Raw genomic sequence first — 26,565 nt, forward strand, 5'->3', positions numbered from 1 at the left:
CGAGCATGAAACTAAACAGTTGTTGCTGCTATTAGTAGTATCGCCGTTAAAGCTGTTTGTTAAATTCTAACATGGAGCCGGACATGGGGCTAAACAAGTGTTGGTGTAGTCTGGCTGCAAACTCATCGGTCATGCCAGAGATATAATCTGCGATGACTCTGTGACTGTTCAGTCCCTTATCGCGGCTATCACGCCATCTTTCTTGAGTATTTGTCGGTAATAACCGCTGTGGATCAGACTCGAATGCCTCGAATAACTCCATGACAATCTGTTGCCCCTTGTATTCGAGCATCTGTATTTCGGGTTTTCTGATCACAAATTTAAACACAAATTGCTTCAATATCTCTAATGCTGCAGAAAAATTCTTGTCCAAGCCTGCATTATAGCGCAATAAGTTTTCTTCAAAATCGGTATTGAGTTTAATATCTATGGCGGTAACGAAACCATTGACTAAGGTGCCGATGGCATCTTTTCTCAGGTGATGCTTACTTGAAAATAGCTTATCACCTATTGAGCCAAATTCAGTACAGATCCAGCTGTCTTCGCTGCACGCGAGCCGGCTGCCGACATCGAGTCGCCATTGCTCCGGGGTGACGATTCCCATGACAATCGCATCTTCTAGATCGTGCACCGCATAGGCGATATCATCGGCTAATTCCATGATAGAGCAGTCTAATGATTTATAGCGCGTCCGTCTGTGTTGTTGGCCATCGAGTGTCTGATGGAAAAGAAACTTGTTTCTGTCATTCTCAGATAGGGGAGACAAGACCCAATCTAGTATCTCAATATCGTCGTCGAATATGCCTTTAACCGGCGGCCACTCAGAGGGTTTGAGTTGGCGAATATTGGTGACGGCTTGGCTGGATGAAGCTCGATGCAGACTCGAGTATGAGGCCGGATACTTTAAGATCCCCAATAAGGTTCTGCGACACAGGTTCATGCCATAAAATTCTGTGTATGGCTCCAGTCCAGTGAGGATCCTGAACGTTTGGCCATTACCCTCGAACCCGCCATGATCGCGCATCATATAATTGAGTGCGACTTCTCCGCCATGCCCATAAGGCGGGTGACCTATGTCATGGGCTAGGCACAAGGATTCGATTAAACTCATAGAATCAAACAAGTGGTCCAATTGAGGCTGCTTCTGTTTGAGTTGGGCTCGTATGCCGGTGCCTATCTGTGACACTTCCAGAGAATGGGTCAGGCGGGTGCGATAGAAATCATTCATACCGACCCCCAGAACCTGGGTCTTAGCTTGCAGCCGTCTAAACGCCGCCGAATGTAAGATCCTGGCTCTATCTCTTTGATAGGGACTGCGGTGATCATTTCTACGTTTCTTATCTTCTATTAGACGTCTGGCGTGCCATACTGACTCTGTCATCGGGATCCTTAATCTGAGTTAATCTTTGGTGCGATCAACTTGAGTAATTAGAGTAACTGGTTGATATCATCCAAATTTAATTTAAAGCTTGGAACAAAACAATCGATAAAATATTGCACTGCAGGATCTGGGTTATTACTCAGAGATTGCTCGAGCCGTTTTCTGGCGGTATTAAATTCACTATTACCGGCTCTATCTTCTTCTAAACACTTAAGATAAGCACAGATAGTATCGGCTGATTTTACTAGCAGCTTATATTCGACATCGGCGCACTCACTGGTGAGCAAGCTGGCATATTCAGATTTAAACTCTTCCGGCACCATTTCCAGTAATCTATTTTCGGCGATGGCTTCAATTTTTTTGTACTCAGCTTCTATCTCTTTATTGAAGTACTTGACCGGGGTCGGGAGGTCGCCGGTGATGATTTCGCTGGCATCATGAAAAATAGCCACAGTCGCCGCTCTGTCTGGGGATAGCGACTTGCCAAATTTGTGATTAGCTATGATGGCGAGACTGTGCGCAACCATGGCGACTTGAAGCGAGTGTTCCTGTACATTTTCACTTCTAACGTTATACATCAAGGGCCAGCGTTGAATTAATTTCATGCGAGCGAGGTGAGCAAATAGGTGACTCATAAGGTAATTGATAACTTATTTCAATGACTACATGAGCTTACATTAGCATAAGCAGGAATTTAGACCAGAAAAAGCCAGGCTATACTGGCTTTTTCATACTGAGGTGATGGCATAGCTTACTGACGATATCCGTCCATAAACTCACCAAAGTCCATCAGCGCCTTGGTTAAATCTTCTTTATGGGGTAGGAACACTATTCTGAGATGATCTGGCTCCGGCCAGTTGAACGCGGTGCCATGTACCAATAAAATTTTCTTCTCTTTCAACAGATCCAGCACTAGACGCTCATCATCGCGGATATTGAACTTCTTGGCGTCTAGTTTAGGAAACGCATACATGGCGCCTTTGGGGCATTTGACACTGATGCCGGGGATCTGATTGAGTAGGTCGACGCAGAGATCACGCTGCACCTTCAATCGGCCGTTATCGGTCACCAATTCATTGATGCTCTGATAGCCTCCCAGTGCGGTCTGGATGGCATGCTGATTGGGCACATTGGCACAAAGGCGCATGGATGCCAACATTTCCAGGCCTTCGATATAACTTTTAGCCGCCTTGAGGTTCCCCGATAGCATCATCCAGCCGACGCGAAAGCCGGCCGCTCGGTATGATTTAGACAGACCATTGAAGGTGACGGTCAAGATATCATCGGATAGACTCGCGGCAGGAATATGCACTGCCTCGTCGTAGAGTATCTTGTCGTAGATCTCATCGGCAAACAGGATAAGAGAGTGTCGTCTACACAGCTCGACAGCCTCTAATAGTAAGGCTCTGGAATACACTGCACCGGTAGGGTTATTGGGGTTAATCAATACCAGGGCACGGGTCCTCGGGGTGATCTTCGACTCGATATCTTGCAGATCGGGAAACCAGTCAGACTCTTCATCGCAGCGATAGTGGCGGGCATGGCCGCCAGAGAGGTGAACGGCCGCAGTCCAAAGGGGGTAATCAGGGGAGGGGATCAGTACCTCATCTCCTGAATTTAACAGGCCCTGCATCGCCATTACAATCAATTCAGATACGCCGTTACCAATATAGATATCTTCGATATCGACACCGAAAATCCCTTGCGACTGATAATGCTGCACTATTGCCTTTCTGGCAGAGAAAAGTCCTTTAGACTCACAATAGCCTTGGGCACTGGGCAGATTTAAGATGACATCGCGAACAATCTCTTCCGGGGCTTCAAAACCGAAAGGAGCGGGATTACCAATATTGAGTTTTAAAATTCTGTGGCCTTCATCTTCGAGTCGCCTGGCTTCCTTGTGTACCGGGCCTCTGATGTCATAACAGACGGTATCTAGCTTGTTCGATTTGATTATTGGTCGCACGCTCTAACCTCTAAAATTCTCAAGAACACTGCTTGGTGTTCCATGAAAGCAAATAATGCATAAAGTCTTTGGACAATAACCAATTATTAGCGAGTTGAGAAGCAATTTCAGGTGGAGATGTGCAAGTAGCCAGTAAAACGTCTGAGTCGTAATAACCAAACCTTAACAACTAACGGAATTAAATTGGTTTAATACTCTGACTGAGGTGTTTGCTGTAGTGAATGTGACTATTTTGTTGAGCTGAAATCCTGACTGATAACAATCGGCATAATTAAGGCCATGTAGAAGGTAAATTTTGGCAATAAAAAAGCCAGTGAGTGTGTCACTGGCCTTAATTAGAGTGGCGCTTATTGCTACTGGAGCCTGTATCCTGGGTATATTAGGACACAGAGCGCCATCAATAACGTTTATACGCGCTTCTTGAACTCATGAGTACGAGTATCAATTTCGATCATATCGCCAGTTTTGACGAAATCAGCAACGGTCAAGGTGAAATCAGTGCCAAGCAGGGTTGCAGGCTTCATCACCTTGCCTGAAGTGTCACCACGAGCCGAAGGCTCTGTGTAACCGACTTCACGTGCGACTGTGTTTGGCAGCTCAATGGAGATGGCCTTACCTTCATAAAAAGTAACTTGAACGATATCTTCCATACCATCGACAATATAGTTAACTGCATCGCCGACATTTTCGGTTTCTACGTCGTACGGATTAAACTCTTCATCCATAAATACATACATAGGGTCGGCGTAATAAGAATAGGTACAATTTAAACGCTCAAGTATGATGTCTTCTAATTTGTCTTCGGCTTTAAATGCGGTTTCAGTCGCTTGACCTGTGAGTAGATTTCTAAGCTTCATTTTCACAACAGCAGCTGAACGGCCAGAGTTGTGAGTTTCAGACTTGAGAATGACCATAGGGTCTTTGCCTATCATGATCACATTACCGACTCGCATTTCATGAGCTGTTTTCATTTATTTAATTCCTAATATTCACAGACAATTTGTTTCAGCGCAGAATATTAGCCTTTTTTGACAAATTGCACTAGTCGAGTTGCCAAATCTGCGTGATTTAATGCCAACATAGGCCATTTAAGGGCGTGTTTTTCTATAAAAGTGCGGCGCTCATGTAACTCCTGCCACATTTTTACTGCGCTTGCTCCGTCTTCCTGATTGAAGGCCTGGTTGAGCCTTGACCAGATTTGTCCTGTGTCTATATCCAGAGAATCAATATAGCGATCGCTAAATGCAGATAATTTATCTAAATGTGCATCGTCTTCCTGACCATATATGTGCCAAATGAAAGGCTTCGCGGCCCATTGGGCACGAATAAAAGAGTCTTCACCACGGACAATATTGAAGTCACAGCTCCAGAGCAAACGATCGTAAGCGCCTTGATCTGTCATGGGCAGTATATGTAAGGTCAGGGAATCTAATGTCAGTGAATCTCCGGGCATTAGGCTCAGCCCATTTGGGATCAGTGTCTGTAGGCTACTTAGGCTACGGCCAATGGGGATGAGCGCATGCACGGGTTTGTTAGCTTGCCGCCACGATTGACACAGGCTCAGCAGTGCAGCACTCTCGTAGCTAAAGACACTAATTAAGGTGTCTTCACTGCTTACACCTTGTATGTTTAAGTCTTTCAGTAGGCGAGCTCGATTAGCAGGCGAGCCTTGCCACTGGTCTCTTTTTTCAAATAGACCGTGTTCGCAAAGCAAACCGCCACTGCTGGGAGTGAAGCCCGGGAAGTAAAAATGTTTACTTATCCCGTTGGACTGCAAGGAGGGCAAGCCATGGCAGCTATCAATCCAGCCCTCGGCGCTCAGGTATTCAAGGTTGAGCCATCTTGGCGGCTTGTTAAGCTCAACTAACCGTTCGAGTACCGATGGGGGTAAGTTGCAGGCAAAGGCTTCGATAAGTACGTCGCCCGCTTGCCACTGTTGCGGTAAAGGTTGGCGCCAATGATATATTGTGACTCCCAGAATTTCTTGCCGTGAGAGAGTGACATCGAGTCCCGGCAGAATATGGGCGAAACTCTTGAGATCGTCGACCCAGAGTCTGACTTTGATACCGAAATCATGCACCAGTTGTGTCGCTAAACGCCAGGTTACCCCAATATCGCCATAGTTATCTATGACGGTACAGAAGATGTCCCAGTGCCCAGAGGGGCCGGAAGAGCAGAGCTGTGTAGTCATCATGTACTCATTTATGTGGCTGATATAGGGTGGCTATGCGCTTTTTTAGCACAAAGCAGGGTCATAGTTGCTGCGGATAGTCAGTGTGAATATAGTTCTATCACTAGACTCAAGGGCAGTTCTCATGACCTCCACGGATGGAGGAAATGTCGTATTAATGTCGGCAACATTAACGACCATCCCTCTACTCTTGGTAAAAAGCGGGACATAAATGTTCCTGACACAAGGTCAGTTTTTTCCCATCCATGGCTTCTTATAAACAAAGAGTACATAAATGTTCCAGACACAAGGTCAGTTTTTTCCCATCCATGGCTTCTTATAAACAAAGAGTACATAAATGTTCCAGACACAACGTAAAATTTTTCCCATCCATGGGAATTTTACATAAATGTTCCAGACATTAAAAAGCAGCGCTATTTCTAGTCGCTGCTTTTTTAGATTTACGGATAATTAATCTGCTAATTCAGCCAGACACATTTCTTCGTAGATCTGCTTGACCCAAGCATCGACACGTTCTTCGGTCAGTTCAGGTTGTCTGTCTTCATCGATCCCCAGACCGACGAAATGTTTCTCGTCTTCTGTTAACCCTTTAGACGCTTCGAAATCATAGCCTTTGACAGGCCAGTGACCTATGACGATACCGCCACGGCCTTCTACTATCTCATTGACCATGCCCATGGCATCGAGGAAGTACTCGGCGTAATCTTCCTGATCGCCACAACCGAAGATGGCAATGAGTTTATCTTCGAAGTTGATCTGTTCTAATTCTGGGAAAAAATCATCCCAGTCACACTGAGCTTCACCGTAATACCAGGTAGGAATACCGAACATAAGCAGATCATATTCTGCTATCTGCTCCTTGGTACTCTTGGCGATGTCTTTGACTTCGACCATTTTTTTACCCAGTTTTTTCTGGATCATCTTGGCGATGGCTTCAGTGTTACCCGTATCGCTACCGAAAAAAAGACCTACAGTTGCCATTGTCTTTCCTTTATCTATTTCGTTGTATGTTGATCGTTAACAAGAGCAATCAGGCGTTGACTTGCTTCTGCAATATTAATTCGATTAATTGACTGCGGCTGATATTACTGGCCAAAGCCTTTTCATTCAAGGCGTCGTATAAATCTTGTGACACCTTTAACTCTATTCGTTTTAAACCGTTCGCTCTGTCGCGTTGGATCTGATTGCGCTTATTAATTTTAAGCTGCTGATCTCTAGGCAGTGGATTACTACGTGGACGACCAGGACGTTTTTCAGTGGCGAATAGATCGATTGTGGTTCTATCTGATGTTTCTTTTGCCATCGGTTAAATCTTACCCTACACCTTCCCAAAAGAGCTGAATCATTCCTTTCGCAATAAATCCGGCGCAGCCGAAAAATAGCACCGTCCAAACAACAATACGGCCAAATTTTGGGACCTTGCCTTGTTTCAGTACGTCATGAATCGCCATGCCGATAAAGAAAAAAATTGCTGCAAAGAATAGGTCTAAGCCTATTGCTTCAATCTGTACCATGTATTGAGACAACATAAATCAATTCTTCAGGCCAAAAAGAGGCGCGAATATATCATAGTTGAGCAGTGCCTGCCATATGGATAGTGCCCTAAGGGCATTATTTACCCTCGTGTTTTGTTATAAACTCACTCACTATTCGATTAAAAATGGCGGGTTTTTGCGCATGTAGCCAATGACCCGTCCCTTCAATCGTTTTCGCCTGGACATGGGGGAATTGCTTCATGATGGCTTGCCTATGTTCGCTGGTAATATAATCTGAGTCGCCGCCACGAATAAATAGGGTGGGTTTTCTATATTGTAAAAAATCGTCGGCCTCGATGTCATTGTACCAAGCGATCAAGTCCCGATAGCAAGACTTGAGACCTGTAAGATTCATTTTCCAATTGAATCCTTGGTCGGTGCGTGACAGATTTTTTAACAGAAACTGAACGGTACCTTCATCTAGCCCAGCAGCTAATAGTTGTTTGAGAGCCTCAGACCGGCTGTTTAAGCCGGTAAGATCGATACCCTCTAGTCCGGCAAAAACCTTATCATGTCGTTGTTGATAACTCACCGGAGCGATATCGGCGGCAATCAGACTGATCACTCGTTCCGGATAACTTAGCGCCGTTGCCATGGCTATCTTGCCGCCCATAGAGTGGCCAACAATATGTGCGCGCGATAATTGCAGACTGTCCATGAGTTCGATCACGGCTTTCGCCAGCAGTGGATAATCCATTTTTTGCCAATGGGGGCTGAGGCCATGGTTGGGCACATCGACTCGCACGACGCTATGCCTCTTTTCCAAGCTCTTGGAGAGGCCCTTTAAATTATCAAGATTGCCGAAGAGGCCATGGATTAAAATCACAGCGGAACCCTGGCCAGAAGAGATATAATGCATGGTAAATCCTGTGGACGTTTTTGAAGAGTGCAGATTGTGCCTGCAAATGAGGTAATTTAACATTCATACTCGGAGATAGCGGCTATGTTTGCCGTCTTTTTGAGCAAACTCGTCATATTTTGAGGATCTAATTAGGATCTAGGTCATTTTTACTGGTTTGGCACTTTATTATGAGCCACGAGTTGGCATACACTTGCAGCAGACTATTGAACGTTGATTTAAACAAGCGAAGCCAAAATGTTCAGTGCGGGCGGAAAATTAATTAATTTCACTTAAGGAAGATTAAGGTCATGAAATATATCGAGGTCGATGAAGAACTTTATCGCCATATTGCCGGTAAGACAGAGCGTATTGGTGAGAGTGCTTCAGATATCCTGCGCCGCTTGCTTGGGTTAGATGTAGAGTCTATCAATCATGACATGCCCGAAACCATAAGCCATCCCGGAATGGAATCGGCTGCAGCTAAGCCTAAAATCAAGGCTCAAACTGGCCACAAGCCAAAATCGAATAAAGACTTCTCTGAGTGTATAGACAAAGTGGAACTGGCGGCTCAAAAAGGGGCCGTGGGGCGTTTTTTGTTTATCTTAGAGGCCATTTACCGCGCCGCGCCAGAGCAGTTCTCTCAAGTGTTACAGATCCAGGGCCGCGATAGACTCTACTTTGCGACCTCAAGGGAATCCCTGCTTAAGGCCAGTAAGTCAGCCAATCCTAAAGAGATAGGTCAGAGCGGTTTTTGGGTGACCACCAACAATAATACCGCCAAGAAGCGTAATATTCTGACCGAAGTCCTACAGCAATACGGCACGGTTGAAGCGCAAATTGAGGCGATCACAAATACTTTATAGCCTATCGTATAAATGTCATATTCTGACCGAAGTCCTGCAGCAGTATGGCACGGTTGAAGTATAAATCGAGGCGATCACAAATACTTTATAGCCTATCGTATAAATGAAGTCCTGCAGCAGTATGGCACGGTTGAAGTATAAATTGAGGCGATTACAAATAATCTATAGCCTATCGTATAAATGTAATAGGCTCGTAATAAGCTGAATCATCCGAGTATGAATTCAGCTTTTTTTTTACTCAGTATTAAATCAGCGTAATAAGGACATAAGATTGAGCATTCATGAGCGAGCAGGGCAAGTTGCACAGCAAGAGGACTTAGTGAATATTCCTAAGTTAATGAGTCACTATTTTTGCATCAAGCCAGATATTAAATTGGATGAGCAGAAAGTCTGCTTCGGCACATCAGGCCATCGTGGCAGCTCGCTGAAGGCCAGTTTCAATCAAGCGCATATATTGGCCATCACCCAAGCCGTTGTCGACTACCGTCATGGAGCCGGAATCACAGGCCCCTTGTATCTGGGTATCGACACCCATGCCTTGTCACAAGCCGCATTTATCAGTGCGATTGAGGTCTTAGTGGCGAATGGAGTCAGCGTCATCATTCATCAAGATGATGGCTTCACGCCGACACCTGTGGTTTCCCACTCGATCATTCAAGCGAATAAACAGCTTGATGCACGTAAGTCTGGATTAGCCGACGGTCTTATTGTTACACCTTCCCATAATCCTCCACAAGATGGTGGCATCAAGTATAACCCACCACATGGCGGTCCGGCACAAGGCGAGATCACTCAATGGATCGAGCAAAAAGCCAATCAGTATCTTGGAGAGGAACTCGAGGGGGTCAAACGTCTCGAGTATGCGGTGGCCATAGCGTCACCGTTAGTGATATCTGAAGACCTAATCGCGCCATATGTAGATGATTTAGGCGCTGTTATCGATATGAAGGCTATTTCAGATGCGGGCATACGCATCGGCGTCGATCCACTGGGGGGCTCAGGCATTCACTATTGGGCAAAAATTGCTGAGCGCTACAAGTTAGACATAAGCCTAGTAAATCCTCGTATCGATCCCAGCTTCAGTTTCATGCCCTTGGATAAAGATGGCAAAATACGCATGGATTGCTCTTCACCCTATGCGATGGCGGGCTTGTTAAAGCAGCAAGATAATTTCGATCTCTGTGTTGGCAATGACCCAGACTACGACCGACACGGCATCGTGTGTCCAGGCTCGGGTTTGATGAATCCCAATCACTTCCTGGCGGTAGCCATCGATTATCTGGTGACTCATAGACCGCAATGGTCTGATGCATTGATCATAGGTAAAACCTTAGTCTCAAGCGCCATGATAGATAAAGTCTGCGCCCAGCACGACAAGCCACTGTGTGAGGTGCCCGTAGGCTTTAAATGGTTCGTCGATGGTCTCGCCGATGCAAGTTTTGCCTTCGGCGGAGAGGAGAGTGCCGGCGCGGCATTCTTGAGACGTGATGGCAGCACCTGGTGTACCGATAAAGACGGCTTTATTCTCGCATTGCTGGCGGCTGAAATTCTCGCGGTAACGGGTCAGACCCCCGCACAAAGATATCAGCAATTAGTGGCGCTACACGGAGAGAGTTTTTATAAGAGAGTCGACAGTCCGGTACAAGCCGAAAAGAAGGCCAAGTTTGCCCAGGTTCTGAAAAATGACGTTAATACCCAGACTTTAGGCACCCAGACATTGGCCGGAGAGTCGATATTAACTGTGTTGACCAAGGCACCTGGCAATCATGCCGACATAGGCGGCATCAAGGTCATCACCGAGAATGCCTGGTTCGCGGCTCGTCCATCGGGCACCGAAGCCCTGTTTAAGATCTATGGCGAAAGCTTTATTAGCCAAGCCCATCTGGAGCAAGTCATCATAGAGGCACAAGCCATGATCGATGCACTCTTAGATTAAGGCTAATAGAAGCTTCTAGTTCCTAGGCTGTACGCTTGAGTGCTAGGAACTAGAATGAGATATGACAGCTGGGGAGATTATTCTTCTCCAGATAGTCCTGGTGGTATTCTTCGGCGCGATTAAATTCCAGTGCTGGCGCTATCTCTGTGACTATCTGTCTTTCACCCCATTTACCACTGCTGATCAGGGCCCGTTTCGATTGCTCTGCCATCGTTTTTTGTCCATTGTCGTGGAAAAAAATAGCGCTGCGATATTGAGAGCCGACATCAGCCCCTTGTTGGTTGATCGTGGTCGGGTTGTGATTTTGCCAAAACACCTCGAGCAAGTCCTGATAAGAGACTAAGCTTGCATCGTATTCCACTTGAACGACTTCGGCGTGACCCGTTTGACCAGTCTTAACTTGGTTATAGCTGTTGGCCGCGTTATCGCCACCCATATAACCACTAGTTGTTAGCTCAACGCCTGCAATCTGGTTGAAAAAAAACTCCACCCCCCAAAAACAACCTGCACCAAATGTCGCTACTGCCATACATGCCTCTTGAACGTAAATTAGATTAACCATCTTTTGCGTGTGTAACGCTAATGTAGAGCCGTTGACTAGCAGAGATTCACACAACACATTTATTTAACCAGAACAAAACAGCGAACGTCTGGATGGCTAGATGTCTTCATTCTGTACTTTATGGATATCTTTTGCAACAAGAGAAATAGAATATTATTTGATGTCCGATAAATAGCTGGCGTGAAGGTTAAGTGTTATTATTCTAAGCAATAGATTTTTCGAAATAAAATTAAAGGATCTTGCATAAAATTGCGTCATATTGAGGCGCAATTTACTGCTGAGAACAATCAAGGAGAATTTTGTGCTAGAGGCGCTGATTGAGTCACAAGACTTTTTAAAATTTACATTAGATAACCCACATCACCTGGATGAAGGCGGTACTTTTTCCATCGGCGAACACACTCGAGTAGAAGTGTGGGATACCGGGGTTATCGTATTTGAGCCTAAGCAGGCTCAGGGAAAGGATATCGTTCTCTCTTGTGCGGTACACGGTAACGAAACGGCCCCGATTGAGCTCTGTAATGATTTGATCAAGGACCTTTTGCAACAAAAAATACGCACCAATCACAGAGTCCTATTTCTGTTTGGTAATCCGCCGGCAATCATCAATGGCACCCGCTTCATCGAAGAAAACCTCAACCGTTTATTCAATGGTGCCCACTCTGCGGGTGAAGGTTTGACCAATTCTGAGCGTATTAGGGCGAAAAAACTCGAATTTTATGTCGATAAGTTCTTCTTGGCATCTAGTGCAACAGAGCAAAGAATTCACTACGATCTGCACACGGCTATTCGTGGCTCAAAACATGAAAAATTCGCCATTTATCCCTATCGTCCCGGTCGCAAATATAGCGCCGAGCAGATCATGTATCTCGAAGCTTGTGGCATAGATACTGTCTTGTTCCATCATGAGCCGACCACGACGTTTAGCTATTTTTCATCTACACATTATGAGGCCGATGCATTCACCATAGAGTTGGGTAAAGTCTTGCCCTTCGGCCAGAATGACATGACGCGTTTTATCGCCCTAAGAGAGATGTTGAATCGCTTGATCACCAATCAGGACCTAGCACTCGAAGAATTCGATGTGAATAAAGTTAATCTTTATCAGGTCTGCCGCGCGATCAATAAAGGTTGTGATGATTTTGAATTTACCTTTGCCAACGATGTCGAAAACTTTACTTCATTCCCTAAGGGTTACATCTTAGCCAAAGAAGGGGGCATGGATATCAAGGTTGAGCACGAAGTCGAAGCCATCGTGTTTCCTAATGCCAAGGTCCCCGTCGGTCAGAGAACCGTTTTATGCTTAAAGCCTGCCAGCACAGATGACATTGCCTAGTGCAGCAGTGATCTCCATTGCATGTAAAGCTAAACATACGCCACGAGTGACCGTTAGTTGTTAGTCAGGCCGGTAGAATGGTTGATTGCACGTTTACGTTAACGTAATGTCTTTCCCGCGCAATACAAGAATTGCTGATCCGCTCGATAAGAGCGGGTCAACTCATAACAAATCACTCAGCTGATAAGAGATATAGTATGAGCAACGCAACAAGCGATAACGAGACTGTCCATAGAGTCAGTTTTCTCGACAGGGACTCAGTTAACATCCCTATTCTTAAAGTATTGCAAGCCGACGGTACCGTTTATGACAACGCCGTATTGCCTGCAATTGATGAAGCATTGGCTCATCGAATCTACGATACCTGTGTCTTCACTCGCGTGTTAGATGAACGTATGTTGGGTGCACAGAGGCAAGGCCGCATCAGCTTCTATATGACATGTACCGGTGAAGAGGCCTCTATCATAGGCAGCACGGCTTCTTTAGATGATGGTGATGTGATCTTGGCTCAATATCGTGAGCATGCGGCTATTCGTTATCGTGGTTTCACCACAGAACAATTTATGAATCAATTGTTCAGTAATGAAAAAGATCTCGGTAAGGGCAGGCAGATGCCAATTCATTACGGCAGTGCCGAGCTCAATTATCAAACCATCTCTTCTCCGTTAGCCACCCAGATCCCTCAGGCAACCGGTGTGGGGTATAGCTTCAAGATGCAAGGTAAGCGTAATATCGCCATCTGTTATTTTGGTGAAGGCGCAGCGTCGGAAGGCGATTTCCATGCCGGCCTAAACATGGCTGCGGTACTCAAATCGCCCACCATCTTCTTCTGTCGAAATAATGGTTACGCCATCTCGACGCCGACCAGTGAACAGTTCTGTGGTAATGGCATTGCCAGCCGTGGTCCCGGTTACGGCATACACACGATACGCGTGGACGGTAACGATATGCTGGCGGTACTTGCCGCGACTCAGCAGGCTCGCGCTTATGCGGTAGAAAACCATTCTCCGGTGTTAATCGAAGCCATGACGTATCGATTGGGCGCACATTCATCGTCTGACGACCCATCGGGTTATCGTTCTAAAGATGAAGAGGCCAAGTGGCAACAGCATGATCCCGTTAAGCGATTTAAATTATGGATGATCAACAAGGGTTGGTTAACCGAGAAACAAGATACTGAAATGTATGATAAATATCGTAAAGAGATCCTTGCAGAGCTTAAAATAGCCGAGAAGCTACCTATGTCTATGCTAGATACCATCATCGAAGACGTCTACGACATACCCACCCCTCGTCTTAAGCAGCAGTTAACCGATCTTAAGAAACATCTTAAGAAATACCCAGATTCCTATCCAAACAGTAAAGGGAGACTCTAAGTCGTGGCTGAGATTAATATGTTACAAGCCATCAATGATGCGCTATCCATTGCTCTAGAGTCCGATGAAAACGCGATTCTGTTCGGTGAAGATGTCGGTCATTTTGGCGGTGTTTTCAGGGCCACTTCTGGTCTGCAAGAGAAGTTTGGCCGCGATCGTTGTTTCAACACGCCTCTGACCGAGCAAGGCATCGCCGGCTTCGCCAATGGTTTAGCTTCCAACGGCATGGTCGCCATTGCCGAGATCCAGTTTGCCGATTACATCTTTCCCGCCATCGATCAGATTGTCAACGAAACCGCTAAGTTCAGATATCGAAGTGGCAACGAGTTCAATGTCGGTGGTGTGACCTTCAGGACACCTTATGGCGGCGGCATTGCCGGCGGTCATTATCATTCGCAATCACCGGAAGCCTATTTTACTCAGACTGCGGGTCTCAAGGTGGTGGTGCCTCGTAATGCTTATCAGGCAAAAGGCCTGCTATTGGCGTCGATTCGCGACCCGAACCCGGTGATTTTCTTCGAGCCTAAGCGTCTTTATCGCGCCAATATTGCCGAAGTACCCGATGAAGACTATGAGATCGAACTCGGCAAGGCGGAAGTCGTTAGACAAGGTAAAGATATCACCTTACTCGCTTGGGGCGCTCAGGTGGAGATCATCGAACATGCTGCCGACATGGCGGCTAAGAAGGGCATCTCATGTGAGATCATCGATCTGAGGACTTTAGCTCCATGGGATGTTGACACCCTTGCGACTTCGGTCAAGAAGACGGGGCGTTTATTGATTAACCATGAGGCGCCACTGACAGGCGGATTCGCCGGTGAGATCGCGGCAACGATACAAGAGGAGTGTTTCCTACACCTCGAATCACCCATAGCACGAGTCTGTGGTCTGGATACGCCTTATCCTTTGATCCACGAAAAAGAGTATATGCCTGACGCGCTTAAGACATTCGAAGCGATTAAAGCAACGGTCAACTTTTAGGAGCCTGGCATGATTAAAGAATTTATTCTTCCCGATATCGGAGAAGGGGTTGTTGAGTGTGAATTGGTCGAATGGCTGGTGAGTGAAGGTGATATTGTCACCGAAGATCAGCCGATTGCCGATGTCATGACTGATAAGGCTCTGGTGCAAATTCCGGCTCCTCATGGCGGTGTCATCAAAAAACTTTACTACGCTAAAGGTGAGATTGCCAAGGTGCATGCGCCGCTTTATTCAGTCGAAATCAGCGCCGCAGAGCAAGGTGATGTGAGTGACGAGACAGGCAAGTCATCAGACAAGCAAGATTCTCATCACTTTGATGAAGATATTTCACTGCCAGAGCCAGTTCAAGTTACTGGCCAGGTACACATAGAAGAATTCCTACTGCCAGACATTGGTGAAGGAATTGTCGAGTGTGAACTGGTGGAATGGCTAGTCAGCGAAGGCGAGATAGTGGCAGAAGATCAGCCTATTGCCGATGTGATGACAGACAAGGCTCTGGTACAAATTCCGGCAATTAAAGCGGGGAAAATCGTTAAACTTCATTATCGTAAAGGCCAACTCGCAAAGGTTCATCAACCCTTGTTTGCGGTAGAGGTTGAGTCCGAAGAGGTCATGGCCCCTAGACCTGTAGCGACAGTCACAGATGCTGCTGAACCTCAGACTCAAATCAATAGCGAGCCAGTCCCTCAAGGCAAGGCACTCGCGAGTCCTGCTGTTCGGCGCATGGCGAGAAGCTTAGATATTGATATATCCACCGTGAGTGGCTCAGGTAAAAATGGCCGAGTATATAAAGAAGATATTGAGCGTCATCACTCTGGTAGCCAGTTACCTTCAACTCAAGTTGAGTCGCTAGCGTCGGTTGATAAATCCAGCTCCACAGTCGTTAGCACGACTCAGGTATCGGCCCATAGTGAGAATAGGGTAGAGCCTATTCGCGGCGTTCAGGCTGTGATGGCCAAGATGATGATGGAGTCAGTATCGACCATTCCTCATTTCACCTACTGTGAAGAGATAGACTTAACTGAGTTGGTTAAGCTACGTGAGAGTATGAAGGAGAAGTATTCAAACGATGAGCTAAAACTCACCATGATGCCATTTTTCATGAAGTCACTGTCACTGGCAATTAAACAGTTCCCGGTGATTAACAGTAAAGTGAATGCCGATTGTACCGAGTTGACCTATTTCAGTCGTCACAACATAGGCATGGCGGTGGACTCTAAAGTGGGCCTACTGGTGCCTAATGTCAAAGATGTGCAGGATAAGTCGATATTAGAGATTGCCTCGGAGATCACTCGTCTGACTAAGGCGGCCCGTAGTGGTCGTGTTAGCCCTGGCGATCTCAAACAGGGCACAGTGTCAATTTCCAATATAGGCGCCCTGGGTGGCACGGTGGCAACACCTATCATCAATAAGCCTGAAGTCGCCATTGTCGCCTTGGGTAAGATGCAGGTATTACCGAGGTTCAACGCCGCTGGTGAAGTCGAAGCGCGTAAAATCATGCAGATCAGCTGGTCTGGCGATCATAGAGTCATAGATGGCGGCACCATAGCCAAATTCTGTAACCTGTGGAAATTGTATCTGGAGCACCCACAAGAGATGCTATTGGCTATGCAGTAGCTCATAATCGGCATCTTGACAATCAGAAGAGCGCATTTGCGCTCTTTTTTATGGCATATAGCTTATTTTTAGTTAATTTTTCAATCATATTTACGTATAATCCCGCTAATAAGAATTTCTCCTTGGTTTTAAGATGAGTCAGTCAGCCCCACAAATTGAAGATATTCAATATATTTTTCCACCTAAGCCACTTCCATTAACCGAACTCGAAAAGGCGCGCTACAAGTCGCGCATCAAGCAGTTATTAATCGAAAAAGATGCCGTGCTCGTGGCTCATTACTATACCGATCCCGAGATCCAGGCCTTGGCTGAAGAAACCGGTGGCTGCGTATCAGATTCATTGGAGATGGCCAGATTTGGTCGCGACCATCCGGCTAAGACCCTGATCGTCGCTGGGGTTAAATTTATGGGGGAGACCTCTAAAATACTCAGTCCGGAAAAGACGGTACTCATGCCGACCTTAGATGCCACCTGCTCGCTGGATATTGGTTGTCCTATCGATGCCTTCAGCAAGTTTTGTGATGCTCACCCGGACCACACTGTGGTGGTTTATGCCAATACATCGGCCGCGGTTAAAGCCCGTGCCGATTGGGTCGTCACCTCGAGTATTGCCCTGGAAATCGTCGAGCACCTCGACAGCCAAGGCAAGAAAATAATCTGGGGGCCGGATCGTCATCTGGGTGGCTACATTGCCAAGCAGACAGGCGCTGAGATGTTGATGTGGCAAGGTGACTGTATCGTTCATGATGAGTTCAAGGCCAAGGCGCTGCGGGAGCTCAAACTGCTGCATCCAACGGCTGCCATCTTGGTCCACCCCGAATCACCGGCGAGTGTCGTCGATTTGGCCGATGCTGTAGGCTCGACCAGTCAGCTCATTAAGGCTGCGCAGCAGATGGATAACGATAAATTCATCGTGGCTACCGATAGAGGCATCTTCTATAAGATGCAACAGGCGGCTCCGGATAAAATGCTGATCGAAGCGCCGACGGGTGGCAATGGTGCGACCTGTAAGAGCTGCGCCCATTGTCCTTGGATGGCCATGAATGGCTTACAGGCAATTGAAGCGTCATTGACGGCAACTGAAACCAGTCAACATGAGATATTTGTCGATGATGAGTTACGTCAAGGCGCGTTAATTCCCTTAGACAGAATGCTTAATTTTGCTGCCGAATTAAACATGAAAGTGAAAGGGAACGCCTGATACGTCTTGTTACACCAATGGAAAAGCAGATATATTTCATACAAATAGCATTTAAATTTGATCTATATTAAGATGCCCTCAATTAGAGGGCTTTTTTGTGGTGTTTTTTTAGTCTTGCAGGGGCATTTGCACTAAACTCTAGCCACATTTGCCAAATTGTTGATCAAGGAGATCATTTGTGAATATCCGATGGATTGAAAATCTGACCATAAAAAATAAACTACTCATTGTTATCTTGCCTCCCATCCTAGGGTGTATTTTTTTCGGTTCATTCATCGCCTATAACCAATTTCACCTAAGCCAAAGCCTCTCTAAGGTGCAGGTTCTTAGCGTGCTGGCCAATGTGAATAGCTCCTTAGTGCATGAATTACAAAAAGAGCGTGGCATGAGTGCCGGATTTCTGAGTTCAAGCGGCCAGGCCTTTGTGGCTAAATTGCCAAAGCAGAGACAATCTACCGACAAACAGATCCGCAGCTATCAATCTTTTATTGCCAATAATCGCTTACCCGATAGCTTCGGCCGTCAATTAACCAGTGTGAATAGAGCCCTAGCAGGTTTGGATGAGATGAGGAGTCGGATTAATAACCTATCGATTTCGGTTTCTGAAGGAGTGCAGTTCTACACCAGACTCAATATGGCCTTACTCAGCATAGTTGATCAGACAGCCCATGAGGGAGGAAATCAGGCCATCGCGATTCAGGCAGCATCTTTTAGTGCTTATTTGCAGATGAAGGAGCGTGCCGGACTCGAGCGTGCCGTGCTTAGCTCCATGTTTGGTAAAGAGGAGGTCTCTTCAAAGAGTTTCATTAAATTTATCACCTTGATCTCTGAACAAAACAGCTATCAAGAACGTTTCTTGGCATTAGCAGATGATAGAATAAATCAAGATTTTCGACGCCTGCAAGGTTCCAAGGCCGTCAGTGATGTTAATTCACTGAGACAAGTCGCGTTAAGCCGTGATTTAGCGGCCATTGCTGCACAAAGCAAGGAGCAATGGTTTACTCAAGCTACGGCGCGTATCGAACTGCTCAGTCAGTTTGAGCAGTCTCTGGCTAAGGGCTTAATGATTCAAACTCAAAAGCAATTATCTGCATCTAACGCCCTCATGTATAGCATCATCACTCTGATGTTAGTTTCGGGCGTTATAGTGTGCGGTATATCTATCATGCTGGGCAAGTATATGCATAATAATTTGCGTAACATGCACACCATCGTCACTCAAGCCCAAACCAGTTTCGATCTCAGTCTGCGCGTAAAGGCCGACACCAGTGATGAGCTGGGTCAACTGGGCAAGGCATTTAACCAGATGATGATGGATTTCGAGCATGTCATCTTAAGAGTCAGAGACAATACCGCGAGCCTGTTAACGGCATCCCAGAAGATGGACACGTGTGCCACCTCGATGCAGCGAGACGTTGCCATTGGCCATAGCGAGTCTGAGCAGGTGGCCTCGGCAATGACAGAAATGAGTGCCACGGTACAAGAGATAGCCCAGAATGCAGTGAGTGCATCGGAAGCGTCTGCCGCCGCAAACATAGATGCCAAAGAGGGACGATTGGAAGTCAGCAAGACAGGCACTAGCATCAAGTTACTTGCCACTGAAATCGATGCAGCGTCGAATGCTATTCATGATCTAGACAATGACATTCAATCAATAGTCGGTGTGTTAGGGGTCATAAGTAGTATTGCTGAGCAAACCAACTTACTCGCACTTAACGCTGCTATCGAAGCCGCCAGAGCCGGTGAGATGGGCCGCGGATTTGCCGTCGTCGCCGATGAGGTCAGAAGCCTGGCACAACGTGCTCAAGCGTCCACCGAAGATATCCGTACCATGACAGAACGTCTCGAGTCGGGCGCTAAACTCGCGGTCAATGCCATGGATAAGGGCAAGGCTCAAGCCGAGCTCAGTGTCACGGAATCACGTAAGGCAGGTGAAGAGTTAGATCGCATCGTCACTGAAGTCGGAGTCATCGACAGCATGAACGAGCAGATAGCGGCGGCGACTCACGAGCAGTCAACGGTAGCAGAAGAGGTTAACCGTAATGCCCTCAAGATAAGCGACACCTATCGAAATACCCAAGCTGTCGCCGATGAACTCAGTCAGCTCAATGAAACATTACTCGATGATGCTAACAAGATGGCGCAGGAAGTCAGTAAGTTTAAGTTAAGTTAAGTTAAGTTAAGTTAAGTTAAATTAGGTTTTTGATTATAGCTTGCAGCCGACAGCAGTATATTTACCAGAGATAAAAGCCTATTCGTAGGCTTTTTTTCTGCCTGAATACCTATTTAAATTTATAGCTGAAATCCTTAAAACGGGCAAGCGCGTACTCAATAACCCAGGAAACTGCTACACTGCTTTAGGTTACTTTTCAATTTAAGATCAATTTGTTATGCAGCGCCCACCACTACGTCAAGCCAAAACCATAGATAACGTTTTTAATAGTGCCTATTGGCACCTTGGTCAGCAAGACTTTACCATTAATGAAATTCGTACCAAGCTCGAGCGTAAAACTGAAAATCAAGAATGGATTGAGACAGTGCTCGCTAAACTCATAGAGAATGGTTACTTAAAAAATGACTATGACTTTGCAGTACGCTATTGCGAGGTGGCCTTTAGTAATGAACTCGGTGCCGGCGCCATAAGGCGTAAGTTACAACGGCGTGGTGTCTCCGTTACAGAGATAGATACTGCGATAGAGCAAGTGATGGACGAGAAAGGCGTCGATGCCTTTAAGATGGCGACATCTAGATTGCTAAGCAGATTTGTTAACTTTTGTGGCACCAACAGAGAAAAAGTCTATGCCCAGATGACCACAAAAGGTTTTTCTCGTGTAGAAATTGATCACGCGTTATCACAACATCCACAGCGTGACACACTGCGCAGTAAATTAGCCGTCAAAGCAGACAAAGCCGACTTAGCCACTGAAATAATCAAACTTTATAATAAAGGTAAAGGCGAAACCCTGATCCTGCAGGAGCTAAAACAGCGATTGATTGATGTGAGTGATTTTGAAGAGACCTTGTACCAATTAACGCTAACAGAGGATGTCGATTTTTATCAAAGCTGTAGAAATCAGCTGGCTAAAAAGCGTTATAACTTATCGGACTATAAAGAAAAGTCGAAAGCCTATGCGTATTTATCCCGCAAAGGGTTTGGCAGTGATGAAATAAAAGAGGCGATGGATCCGGACAATGACTAGGGTCAGTTCAATGTCTAAGAGCATGTTCTGTTCGACTGTCATTTAGTGGCTATGCTGCATAATATTGCTGTCCCCCATACGCGGCTTTCGCTATCACTATGCTTAGCCACTCTTGGAGGATGGTATAATCACCAGTATATAGTTCTGCGCAACGATATCGACACTGTCGATGGATGCTAGGATTGGGAAGGGGTTGAAGTGAACCAGGAGTGAAGACTTCCTTTATAGTGAGCAAATAAAAGCAGCAAGCCATGGGCTGCTGTTTTATTATCGAATATGGCGGTGAGTTAGGGGTTCGAAGCCTAGATTGATGCGCTATAAACCCATGACTCACATCAATCATCTTTTAAACGAAAAAAGCCTACTATTGCTAGTAGGCTTTTTACAGAATATGGCGGTGAGTTAGGGGTTCGAACCCTATATTGATACGCTATAAACCCATGACTCACATCAATCATCTTTTAAACGAAAAAAGCCTACTATTGCTAGTAGGCTTTTTACAGAATATGGCGGTGAGTTAGGGGTTCGAACCCTAGATGGGCTATAAACCCATACACACTTTCCAGGCGTGCGCCTTCAGCCACTCAGCCAACTCACCAATTTTCGTTATGTTTAATGTGTTTAACGCCACCAATATCGTTAAAAGTTCTATCAAGCTGGCTTAATTGCTTTCTCCTTTAACGGAGCCGTACTTTACGCAATACAGGTTTAATGGTCAAGGGATAAAAGTGTACTTTCAATCGTTTGCACATTTGCTAAGCAATCTGCTCGCAAATGTGCAAGTTTGATGAGCTAGCACTCAGCAATAGGCGATGCATGTGGTTATCGAGCTAGCCGTTACAGCAGTGGGCTGAACATATAGAAAAATTGTTCAGCCACGCGTTTATGAACCGGTCTTTTCTGCCAGAGTGCGTCATCGACTAAGCTGGAATTACCAATATACTCCTGTTGTAACTTAGTTAACTCCTGAGTAAAGCTAAGATCGTCGACGGCCAAGGTTAACTCGAAGTTTAACCATAGGCTGCGCATATCGAGATTAACGGTGCCGATTAAGCTGAAGGTCTCATCTATCACCACTGATTTAGTGTGTAGCAGTCCCCCGTTAAATCTGTGGATCTTGACCCCAGCCTGTAAAAGCTCGCTGAAGAAGGAGCGGCTGGCCCATTCCACCATGATTGAGTCATTCTTGTTGGGGATGATGATATTGACACAAATGCCCCTGTGGGCCGCGGCTATTAACGCTAACTGTAAGTTTTCACTGGGCACGAAATAGGGAGTGGTGATGACTATCTTATGTCGAGCCTGATAAAGGCTCTGCAACAGGACTTCATGGATGATCTCTTCTGGCATACCCGGCCCCGAGGGGATGACCTGAATTGTGTCAGGCTGCTCCTGGGAATGATGGGGCTTACAAATGGGTTTCTCTGGTAAAAAACGCTGATCGGTTTCCACTTCCCAGTCCCAAGATTGGATGGCGTCCAATAGCGGCACGCAGGGACCTGTGATGCGGATCATCACATCTATCCACTCGCCGACACCTGAGTTGGCCTTAAAACAACTGGGGTCCACTAAATTCATCGAGCCCGTGTAGCCAATACTATTGTCTATGATCACGATTTTCCTGTGCATTCTAAGATCCATTCTACGAAACAAGAGCCTGAGCGGATTGACTTTAAGTGCTCTGGCTAGTGTGATACCGGCAGATTGCATTTTACCCGGCCATTCACTTCGAAAAAATTGATGGCTACCTGCCGCGTCGAGCAAGAGTCTCACTGTTATGCCTCTTTGAGCCGCGTGCATCAAGGCCTGGGCTACTGAGTCTGCCATGCCGCCGGGGTGCCAGATATAGAACTCCAGATGGATCGAGTGCTTGGCGTTATCTATATCCTCAATCATCGAGGTCAATATCTGCTCGGGAGATGATAATAGTTGTAAGTCATTGCCGGAGAGGGGCGGGATCCCGAGTCGATGTTCACATAAGCGGCCGATTGATTGCGCATGGTGACTCAGGGTACCGGCTTGATATTGTCTAAGTTCAAATAGGTGGGAAAACCATTCGGCGTAGGGCCGATACATGTTTTGCGCCCTGATAGCCCGGGTTCGACCGATATTTTGCTCACCAAAAAGTAGGTAGGCGAGGATCCCAACCACAGGAATGACATAAATGACCATCATCCAGGCAAAAGATACACCGATGGAACGGCGTTTTATCACGATCCTAGCCGTGATCGCCGCGATAATTACCCAGTAAGCAAGCAGGCTCAATAGGGTGAGGAATTGGTACACATGATCCATGGTGTCGTTTGCCTTTGAAAATAATTCCCCTTCAATCATTTTCAAAGGGAATAGTTGAGAATATATTGCATTAATTCGCCTTAAAGATCAGTCTTTTTAATGGATGATAGATCTTTGATGTACGTGCACAGAGCGCGCCAAATTATTTATCCGTGCGGAAATTTGGGTCTCTTATGATGTTTAGCAAGGAAGACTTGTGGTATAAATTGCAGACGTATCTTTATTTATTTCACTAGCATGAAAATCGCTAATCTGACTCGTTCCATTTTCATCTTTATTTCGGTTATTTTTATTTCAATTATGCTATTTGTAGCCTTGTTACCCACGAATGAGCCAAAAATGTTGACCAATCTCGGTATGCCAGCCTTCGATAGTCGCTGTGTCCAAGGCGTCGACTCTATAAGTTCATACCTAGATAACCAAGGTTCATTGAGTGTTTCTACATGGAATATATACAAGCAGAACAGGCAAGGCTGGGATAAGCAACTGGCGGATTTGACCCAGGCGAGTCAGCTGGTGTTACTGCAAGAGGCAAGCCTGAGCCCAGAACTCAGACAGTATATTCGACACGCTCAATTGAAGGCATCGATGGCGAAGGCATTTACGCTGTTAGATACCTCATATGGCGTGATGAACCTGTCTCATACTGAGGTAAAATCCGCTTGCGCATTTACGGCCGCTGAGCCATTAATCCGCTTCGAAAAATCTGGCATCGTCGCCTATTATCCACTGTCCAGCGGCGAAGAACTCTTGGTAGTGAATCTACATGGAATTAACTTTGAATGGACTCTCAGCCATTATTCCAGGCAATTTGAGGCGCTAGCACAGGCACTCGAAAAGCATCATGGTCCTATCATCTTAGCGGGTGACTTTAATACCTGGCGTACACAGAGGCTTAATTTTGTCAGCGATTTCGCTAAGCGATTTAACTTGTCTGAAATCAGTTATCGCGTCGATGAACGCCAACGGGTATTTGGCTTGCCCTTAGATCACCTTTATTACCGTGGGTTAATCTTCCAAGAGGCCGAGTCTTTAGCCACTGACAGTTCAGATCATAACCCCATTACGGCTCATTTTAGGCTCAGGTGATGTCAAAATAGATGCGCTGATAACCGAGCAAGAATGACAGTGCATATGATTTTGATCATTAATTGAGATTCATCTTGCTGGTTTTTAGAAAAATCCGCAATTGGAGCCATTTTTCATGGCTAAGCTTGTACACTAGGGCGTTACGAGCCCGTTTTCTCTCTCTATTTAGGCGCATCACATGTCTTCAAATGCTATCACCTCCCAGTCTCATCACTTGTTACAATCCTATTTTGGCTTTGAGGCGTTTAGGCCCGGTCAACAGGACGTCATCAATGCGATTCTAAACGGGCAGAGCGCCGCCGCTATTTTCCCGACAGGTTCCGGCAAGTCTATCTGCTACCAACTTCCCGCCATCGCCTTGCCGCACCTGACATTAGTGGTGTCACCATTATTGGCATTGATGCAAGATCAGCTGGCATTTCTTAAGCTGAAGGGGATCAGTGCAGCAAGCATAGATTCCACTCAGAGTCGGGAGCAAGCCAATGAAATCATGAGGGGGATCCGAAGTGGTCAGATTAAAATATTGATGATCTCCGTCGAGCGCCTCAACAATGAAAGGTTCAGACAGTTTATCTCAGAGATCCCCTTGTCTTTATTGGTGGTCGATGAGGCGCACTGTATCTCAGAGTGGGGGCATAATTTCCGCCCCGATTACCTTAAATTACCCCGCTATCGTCAAGAACTCAATATCCCACAAACCTTACTCTTGACTGCCACAGCTACCCCTAAGGTGATTGAGGATATGGGGGATAAGTTCGGCATAGCTAAAGAAAATATTAGCTTGACCGGTTTCTATCGTGCGAATCTTCATTTAGCCGTACAGGGCGTTAAAACCGCAGATAAACTCGATACCTTGTGTCACTGGTTACAGCCTAGACAAGGGCTGTCAGGCATCATCTACGTCACCTTACAAAAGACTGCCGAGCAGGTGGCCGAGCAGCTAAGTCGCAGAAATATCCCGGCAATAGCCTATCATGCCGGCATGAACTCAGATGTCCGCTCAAAAATTCAAGATGATTTTATGTCAGGCCGGCAGCAGCTCATTGTGGCGACGATTGCTTTTGGCATGGGGATAGATAAGAGCGATATTCGCTACGTGGTGCATTATGATCTGCCAAAATCCATTGAAAATTATGCGCAGGAGATTGGCCGTGCAGGCCGTGATGGTGGTGATTCTGACTGCCTGGTGTTAGCCAATGGCGATAACTTAAGCACACTGGAAAACTTCGTCTACGGTGATACACCTGAATCTTCGGCCATCGCTATCGTACTCGATGAAATCCTTAAGGCATCGCATAGCCAGAGTGGCCACAAGGGCCGGGAGTGGGAAGTGGTGCTCAATAGCCTGTCAGGGCAATCAAATATCCGCCCCTTGTCCCTAAAGACCTTACTGGTATATCTCGAGCTGTTTAATGTGATCAAGCCCACCTACAGCTATTTTGCCGAGTATAAATATAAATTACTCAAGGGCGAAGCCGAGATCTTGGCCGGTTTTAACGGCGAGAGGCGTGATTTTGTTCAAGCCATTTTTAACAGTTCAGATAAAGCTAAGATCTGGTTTAGCATCAACTTCGATAGGCTACAGCAAGATTATGCCAGCGATCGCCAGCGTGTACTCAAGGCCATTAATTACCTAGATGAAAAAGGCATGATCGAGCTTCAGAGTAAGCAGATGACCCAGGTCTATGACATTCTAGACCCTAATTTCTCTGTACAATCTCTGCAGTCTTCTCTGTTTGAGCGCTTCAGCCAAAAAGAGCACAGTGAGATAGAGAGAATTAACCATCTGGTGTCCTTCTTTACCTCCAATTTATGCCTCAGCCAACAACTGGCTCACTATTTTGCCGATAGGAAAATGACGGCTGCGTGCGGCACTTGCAGTGTTTGTCAGGGCCAGCTGGCCGTATTACCGCCGCAACCCTATCTTACCCCCCTAGCTGAACTTGATTTTAATGGGCTTACCCAAGCTGGCATCAATAAACTGGATAAGGCGTGTAGCCCGGTACTCTTGTCACGCTTCCTGTGTGGCTTGACGACGCCCATATTCACCCGTCTCAAGATGAGGGCCTGTACAGGCCATGCCTGTTTGGAAAAATATCCCTTCGGCGCAGTTAAACTCTGGGTCGAGTCTAACTTGATCTAGCAATCAACACGGCGTCAGGCGTTGAAATTGTAAACCTGGATGACAATTCAAT

22 protein-coding genes and 1 tRNA gene are annotated in these 26,565 nt (G+C 46.2%); 11 read left to right on the forward strand and 12 right to left on the reverse strand.

What is annotated here, in order from left to right:
* Positions 1-46: 46 nt before the first annotated feature.
* The 9 genes from HRU42_RS07330 to HRU42_RS07370 form a co-directional block, all read right to left on the reverse strand.
* Positions 47-1,381 (reverse strand): anti-phage deoxyguanosine triphosphatase, encoded by a 1,335-nt coding sequence (locus HRU42_RS07330; protein ID WP_295029899.1) that lies wholly within the window; start codon positions 1,379-1,381, stop codon positions 47-49.
* 47 nt (positions 1,382-1,428) lie between these two features.
* A complete protein-coding gene (gene yfbR / locus HRU42_RS07335) occupies positions 1,429-2,016 on the reverse strand; it encodes a 5'-deoxynucleotidase (RefSeq protein WP_295029901.1) in 588 nt (195 codons plus the stop codon).
* Positions 2,017-2,132: 116 nt separating this feature from the next.
* On the reverse strand, positions 2,133-3,347 hold the full coding sequence (locus HRU42_RS07340) for a pyridoxal phosphate-dependent aminotransferase (RefSeq protein WP_295029903.1): 1,215 nt from the start codon (positions 3,345-3,347) through the stop codon (positions 2,133-2,135).
* A 407-nt stretch (positions 3,348-3,754) separates the two neighbouring features.
* A complete protein-coding gene (efp, locus tag HRU42_RS07345; RefSeq protein ID WP_295029904.1) occupies positions 3,755-4,318 on the reverse strand; it encodes an elongation factor P in 564 nt (187 codons plus the stop codon).
* A gap of 47 nt (positions 4,319-4,365) precedes the next feature.
* On the reverse strand, positions 4,366-5,538 hold the full coding sequence (gene earP, locus HRU42_RS07350; RefSeq protein ID WP_295029906.1) for an elongation factor P maturation arginine rhamnosyltransferase EarP: 1,173 nt from the start codon (positions 5,536-5,538) through the stop codon (positions 4,366-4,368).
* 450 nt (positions 5,539-5,988) lie between these two features.
* Positions 5,989-6,519 (reverse strand): flavodoxin FldA, encoded by a 531-nt coding sequence (fldA, locus tag HRU42_RS07355; protein ID WP_295029907.1) that lies wholly within the window; start codon positions 6,517-6,519, stop codon positions 5,989-5,991.
* Between the two features lie 49 nt (positions 6,520-6,568).
* A complete protein-coding gene (ybfE, locus tag HRU42_RS07360; protein ID WP_295029908.1) occupies positions 6,569-6,841 on the reverse strand; it encodes a LexA regulated protein in 273 nt (90 codons plus the stop codon).
* Positions 6,842-6,851: 10 nt separating this feature from the next.
* Positions 6,852-7,067, reverse strand: a complete 216-nt coding sequence (locus tag HRU42_RS07365; RefSeq protein ID WP_295029909.1) for a DUF2788 domain-containing protein — start codon at positions 7,065-7,067, stop codon at positions 6,852-6,854.
* 82 nt (positions 7,068-7,149) lie between these two features.
* Positions 7,150-7,932: an alpha/beta fold hydrolase gene (locus HRU42_RS07370; RefSeq protein WP_295029910.1), complete on the reverse strand. Its 783-nt coding sequence runs from the start codon at positions 7,930-7,932 to the stop codon at positions 7,150-7,152.
* Positions 7,933-8,222: 290 nt separating this feature from the next.
* Between HRU42_RS07370 and seqA the strand changes: the two genes are divergently transcribed.
* Both seqA and pgm read left to right on the forward strand, forming a co-directional pair.
* Positions 8,223-8,777 (forward strand): replication initiation negative regulator SeqA, encoded by a 555-nt coding sequence (gene seqA, locus HRU42_RS07375; protein WP_295029912.1) that lies wholly within the window; start codon positions 8,223-8,225, stop codon positions 8,775-8,777.
* 271 nt (positions 8,778-9,048) lie between these two features.
* Positions 9,049-10,713 carry a phosphoglucomutase (alpha-D-glucose-1,6-bisphosphate-dependent) gene (pgm, locus tag HRU42_RS07380; protein WP_295029913.1) on the forward strand — a complete coding sequence of 555 codons (1,665 nt, stop codon included), beginning with the start codon at positions 9,049-9,051 and terminating at the stop codon, positions 10,711-10,713.
* Between the two features lie 49 nt (positions 10,714-10,762).
* Here the strand turns inward: pgm and msrA are convergent, their stop codons facing one another.
* A complete protein-coding gene (gene msrA / locus HRU42_RS07385; protein WP_295029915.1) occupies positions 10,763-11,242 on the reverse strand; it encodes a peptide-methionine (S)-S-oxide reductase MsrA in 480 nt (159 codons plus the stop codon).
* A gap of 334 nt (positions 11,243-11,576) precedes the next feature.
* On the opposite strand from msrA, the gene astE reads away from it, so the two are divergent.
* The 7 genes from astE (at position 11,577) to HRU42_RS07420 (ending at position 20,986) form a co-directional block, all read left to right on the forward strand.
* Positions 11,577-12,611, forward strand: coding sequence for a succinylglutamate desuccinylase (gene astE, locus HRU42_RS07390; protein WP_295029917.1), 1,035 nt, complete (start codon positions 11,577-11,579; stop codon positions 12,609-12,611).
* Between the two features lie 197 nt (positions 12,612-12,808).
* Positions 12,809-13,987 (forward strand): thiamine pyrophosphate-dependent dehydrogenase E1 component subunit alpha, encoded by a 1,179-nt coding sequence (locus HRU42_RS07395; protein ID WP_295029918.1) that lies wholly within the window; start codon positions 12,809-12,811, stop codon positions 13,985-13,987.
* A gap of 3 nt (positions 13,988-13,990) precedes the next feature.
* On the forward strand, positions 13,991-14,968 hold the full coding sequence (locus HRU42_RS07400; RefSeq protein WP_295029919.1) for a transketolase C-terminal domain-containing protein: 978 nt from the start codon (positions 13,991-13,993) through the stop codon (positions 14,966-14,968).
* 9 nt (positions 14,969-14,977) lie between these two features.
* On the forward strand, positions 14,978-16,585 hold the full coding sequence (locus HRU42_RS07405) for a dihydrolipoyllysine-residue acetyltransferase (protein ID WP_295029920.1): 1,608 nt from the start codon (positions 14,978-14,980) through the stop codon (positions 16,583-16,585).
* 133 nt (positions 16,586-16,718) lie between these two features.
* Entirely contained in the window at positions 16,719-17,786 is a 1,068-nt protein-coding gene (gene nadA, locus HRU42_RS07410; RefSeq protein WP_295029921.1) for a quinolinate synthase NadA, read from the forward strand.
* Between the two features lie 178 nt (positions 17,787-17,964).
* Positions 17,965-19,959 (forward strand): nitrate- and nitrite sensing domain-containing protein, encoded by a 1,995-nt coding sequence (locus HRU42_RS07415; protein ID WP_295029922.1) that lies wholly within the window; start codon positions 17,965-17,967, stop codon positions 19,957-19,959.
* A gap of 217 nt (positions 19,960-20,176) precedes the next feature.
* A complete protein-coding gene (locus HRU42_RS07420) occupies positions 20,177-20,986 on the forward strand; it encodes a RecX family transcriptional regulator (protein WP_295029923.1) in 810 nt (269 codons plus the stop codon).
* Positions 20,987-21,493: 507 nt separating this feature from the next.
* On the opposite strand, the gene HRU42_RS07425 is transcribed toward HRU42_RS07420, so the two are convergent.
* Positions 21,494-21,584: transfer RNA gene (locus HRU42_RS07425), tRNA-Ser, on the reverse strand.
* Between the two features lie 239 nt (positions 21,585-21,823).
* On the reverse strand, positions 21,824-23,281 hold the full coding sequence (gene cls / locus HRU42_RS07430; protein ID WP_295029925.1) for a cardiolipin synthase: 1,458 nt from the start codon (positions 23,279-23,281) through the stop codon (positions 21,824-21,826).
* Positions 23,282-23,518: 237 nt separating this feature from the next.
* Between cls and HRU42_RS07435 the strand changes: the two genes are divergently transcribed.
* Both HRU42_RS07435 and HRU42_RS07440 read left to right on the forward strand, forming a co-directional pair.
* On the forward strand, positions 23,519-24,370 hold the full coding sequence (locus tag HRU42_RS07435) for an endonuclease/exonuclease/phosphatase family protein (RefSeq protein ID WP_295029926.1): 852 nt from the start codon (positions 23,519-23,521) through the stop codon (positions 24,368-24,370).
* A gap of 178 nt (positions 24,371-24,548) precedes the next feature.
* Positions 24,549-26,513: an ATP-dependent DNA helicase RecQ gene (locus HRU42_RS07440; protein WP_295029928.1), complete on the forward strand. Its 1,965-nt coding sequence runs from the start codon at positions 24,549-24,551 to the stop codon at positions 26,511-26,513.
* Positions 26,514-26,565 lie beyond the last annotated feature (52 nt).

It is taken from the genome of Shewanella sp., from assembly GCF_013214165.1.
Taxonomy (GTDB): domain Bacteria; phylum Pseudomonadota; class Gammaproteobacteria; order Enterobacterales; family Shewanellaceae; genus Shewanella.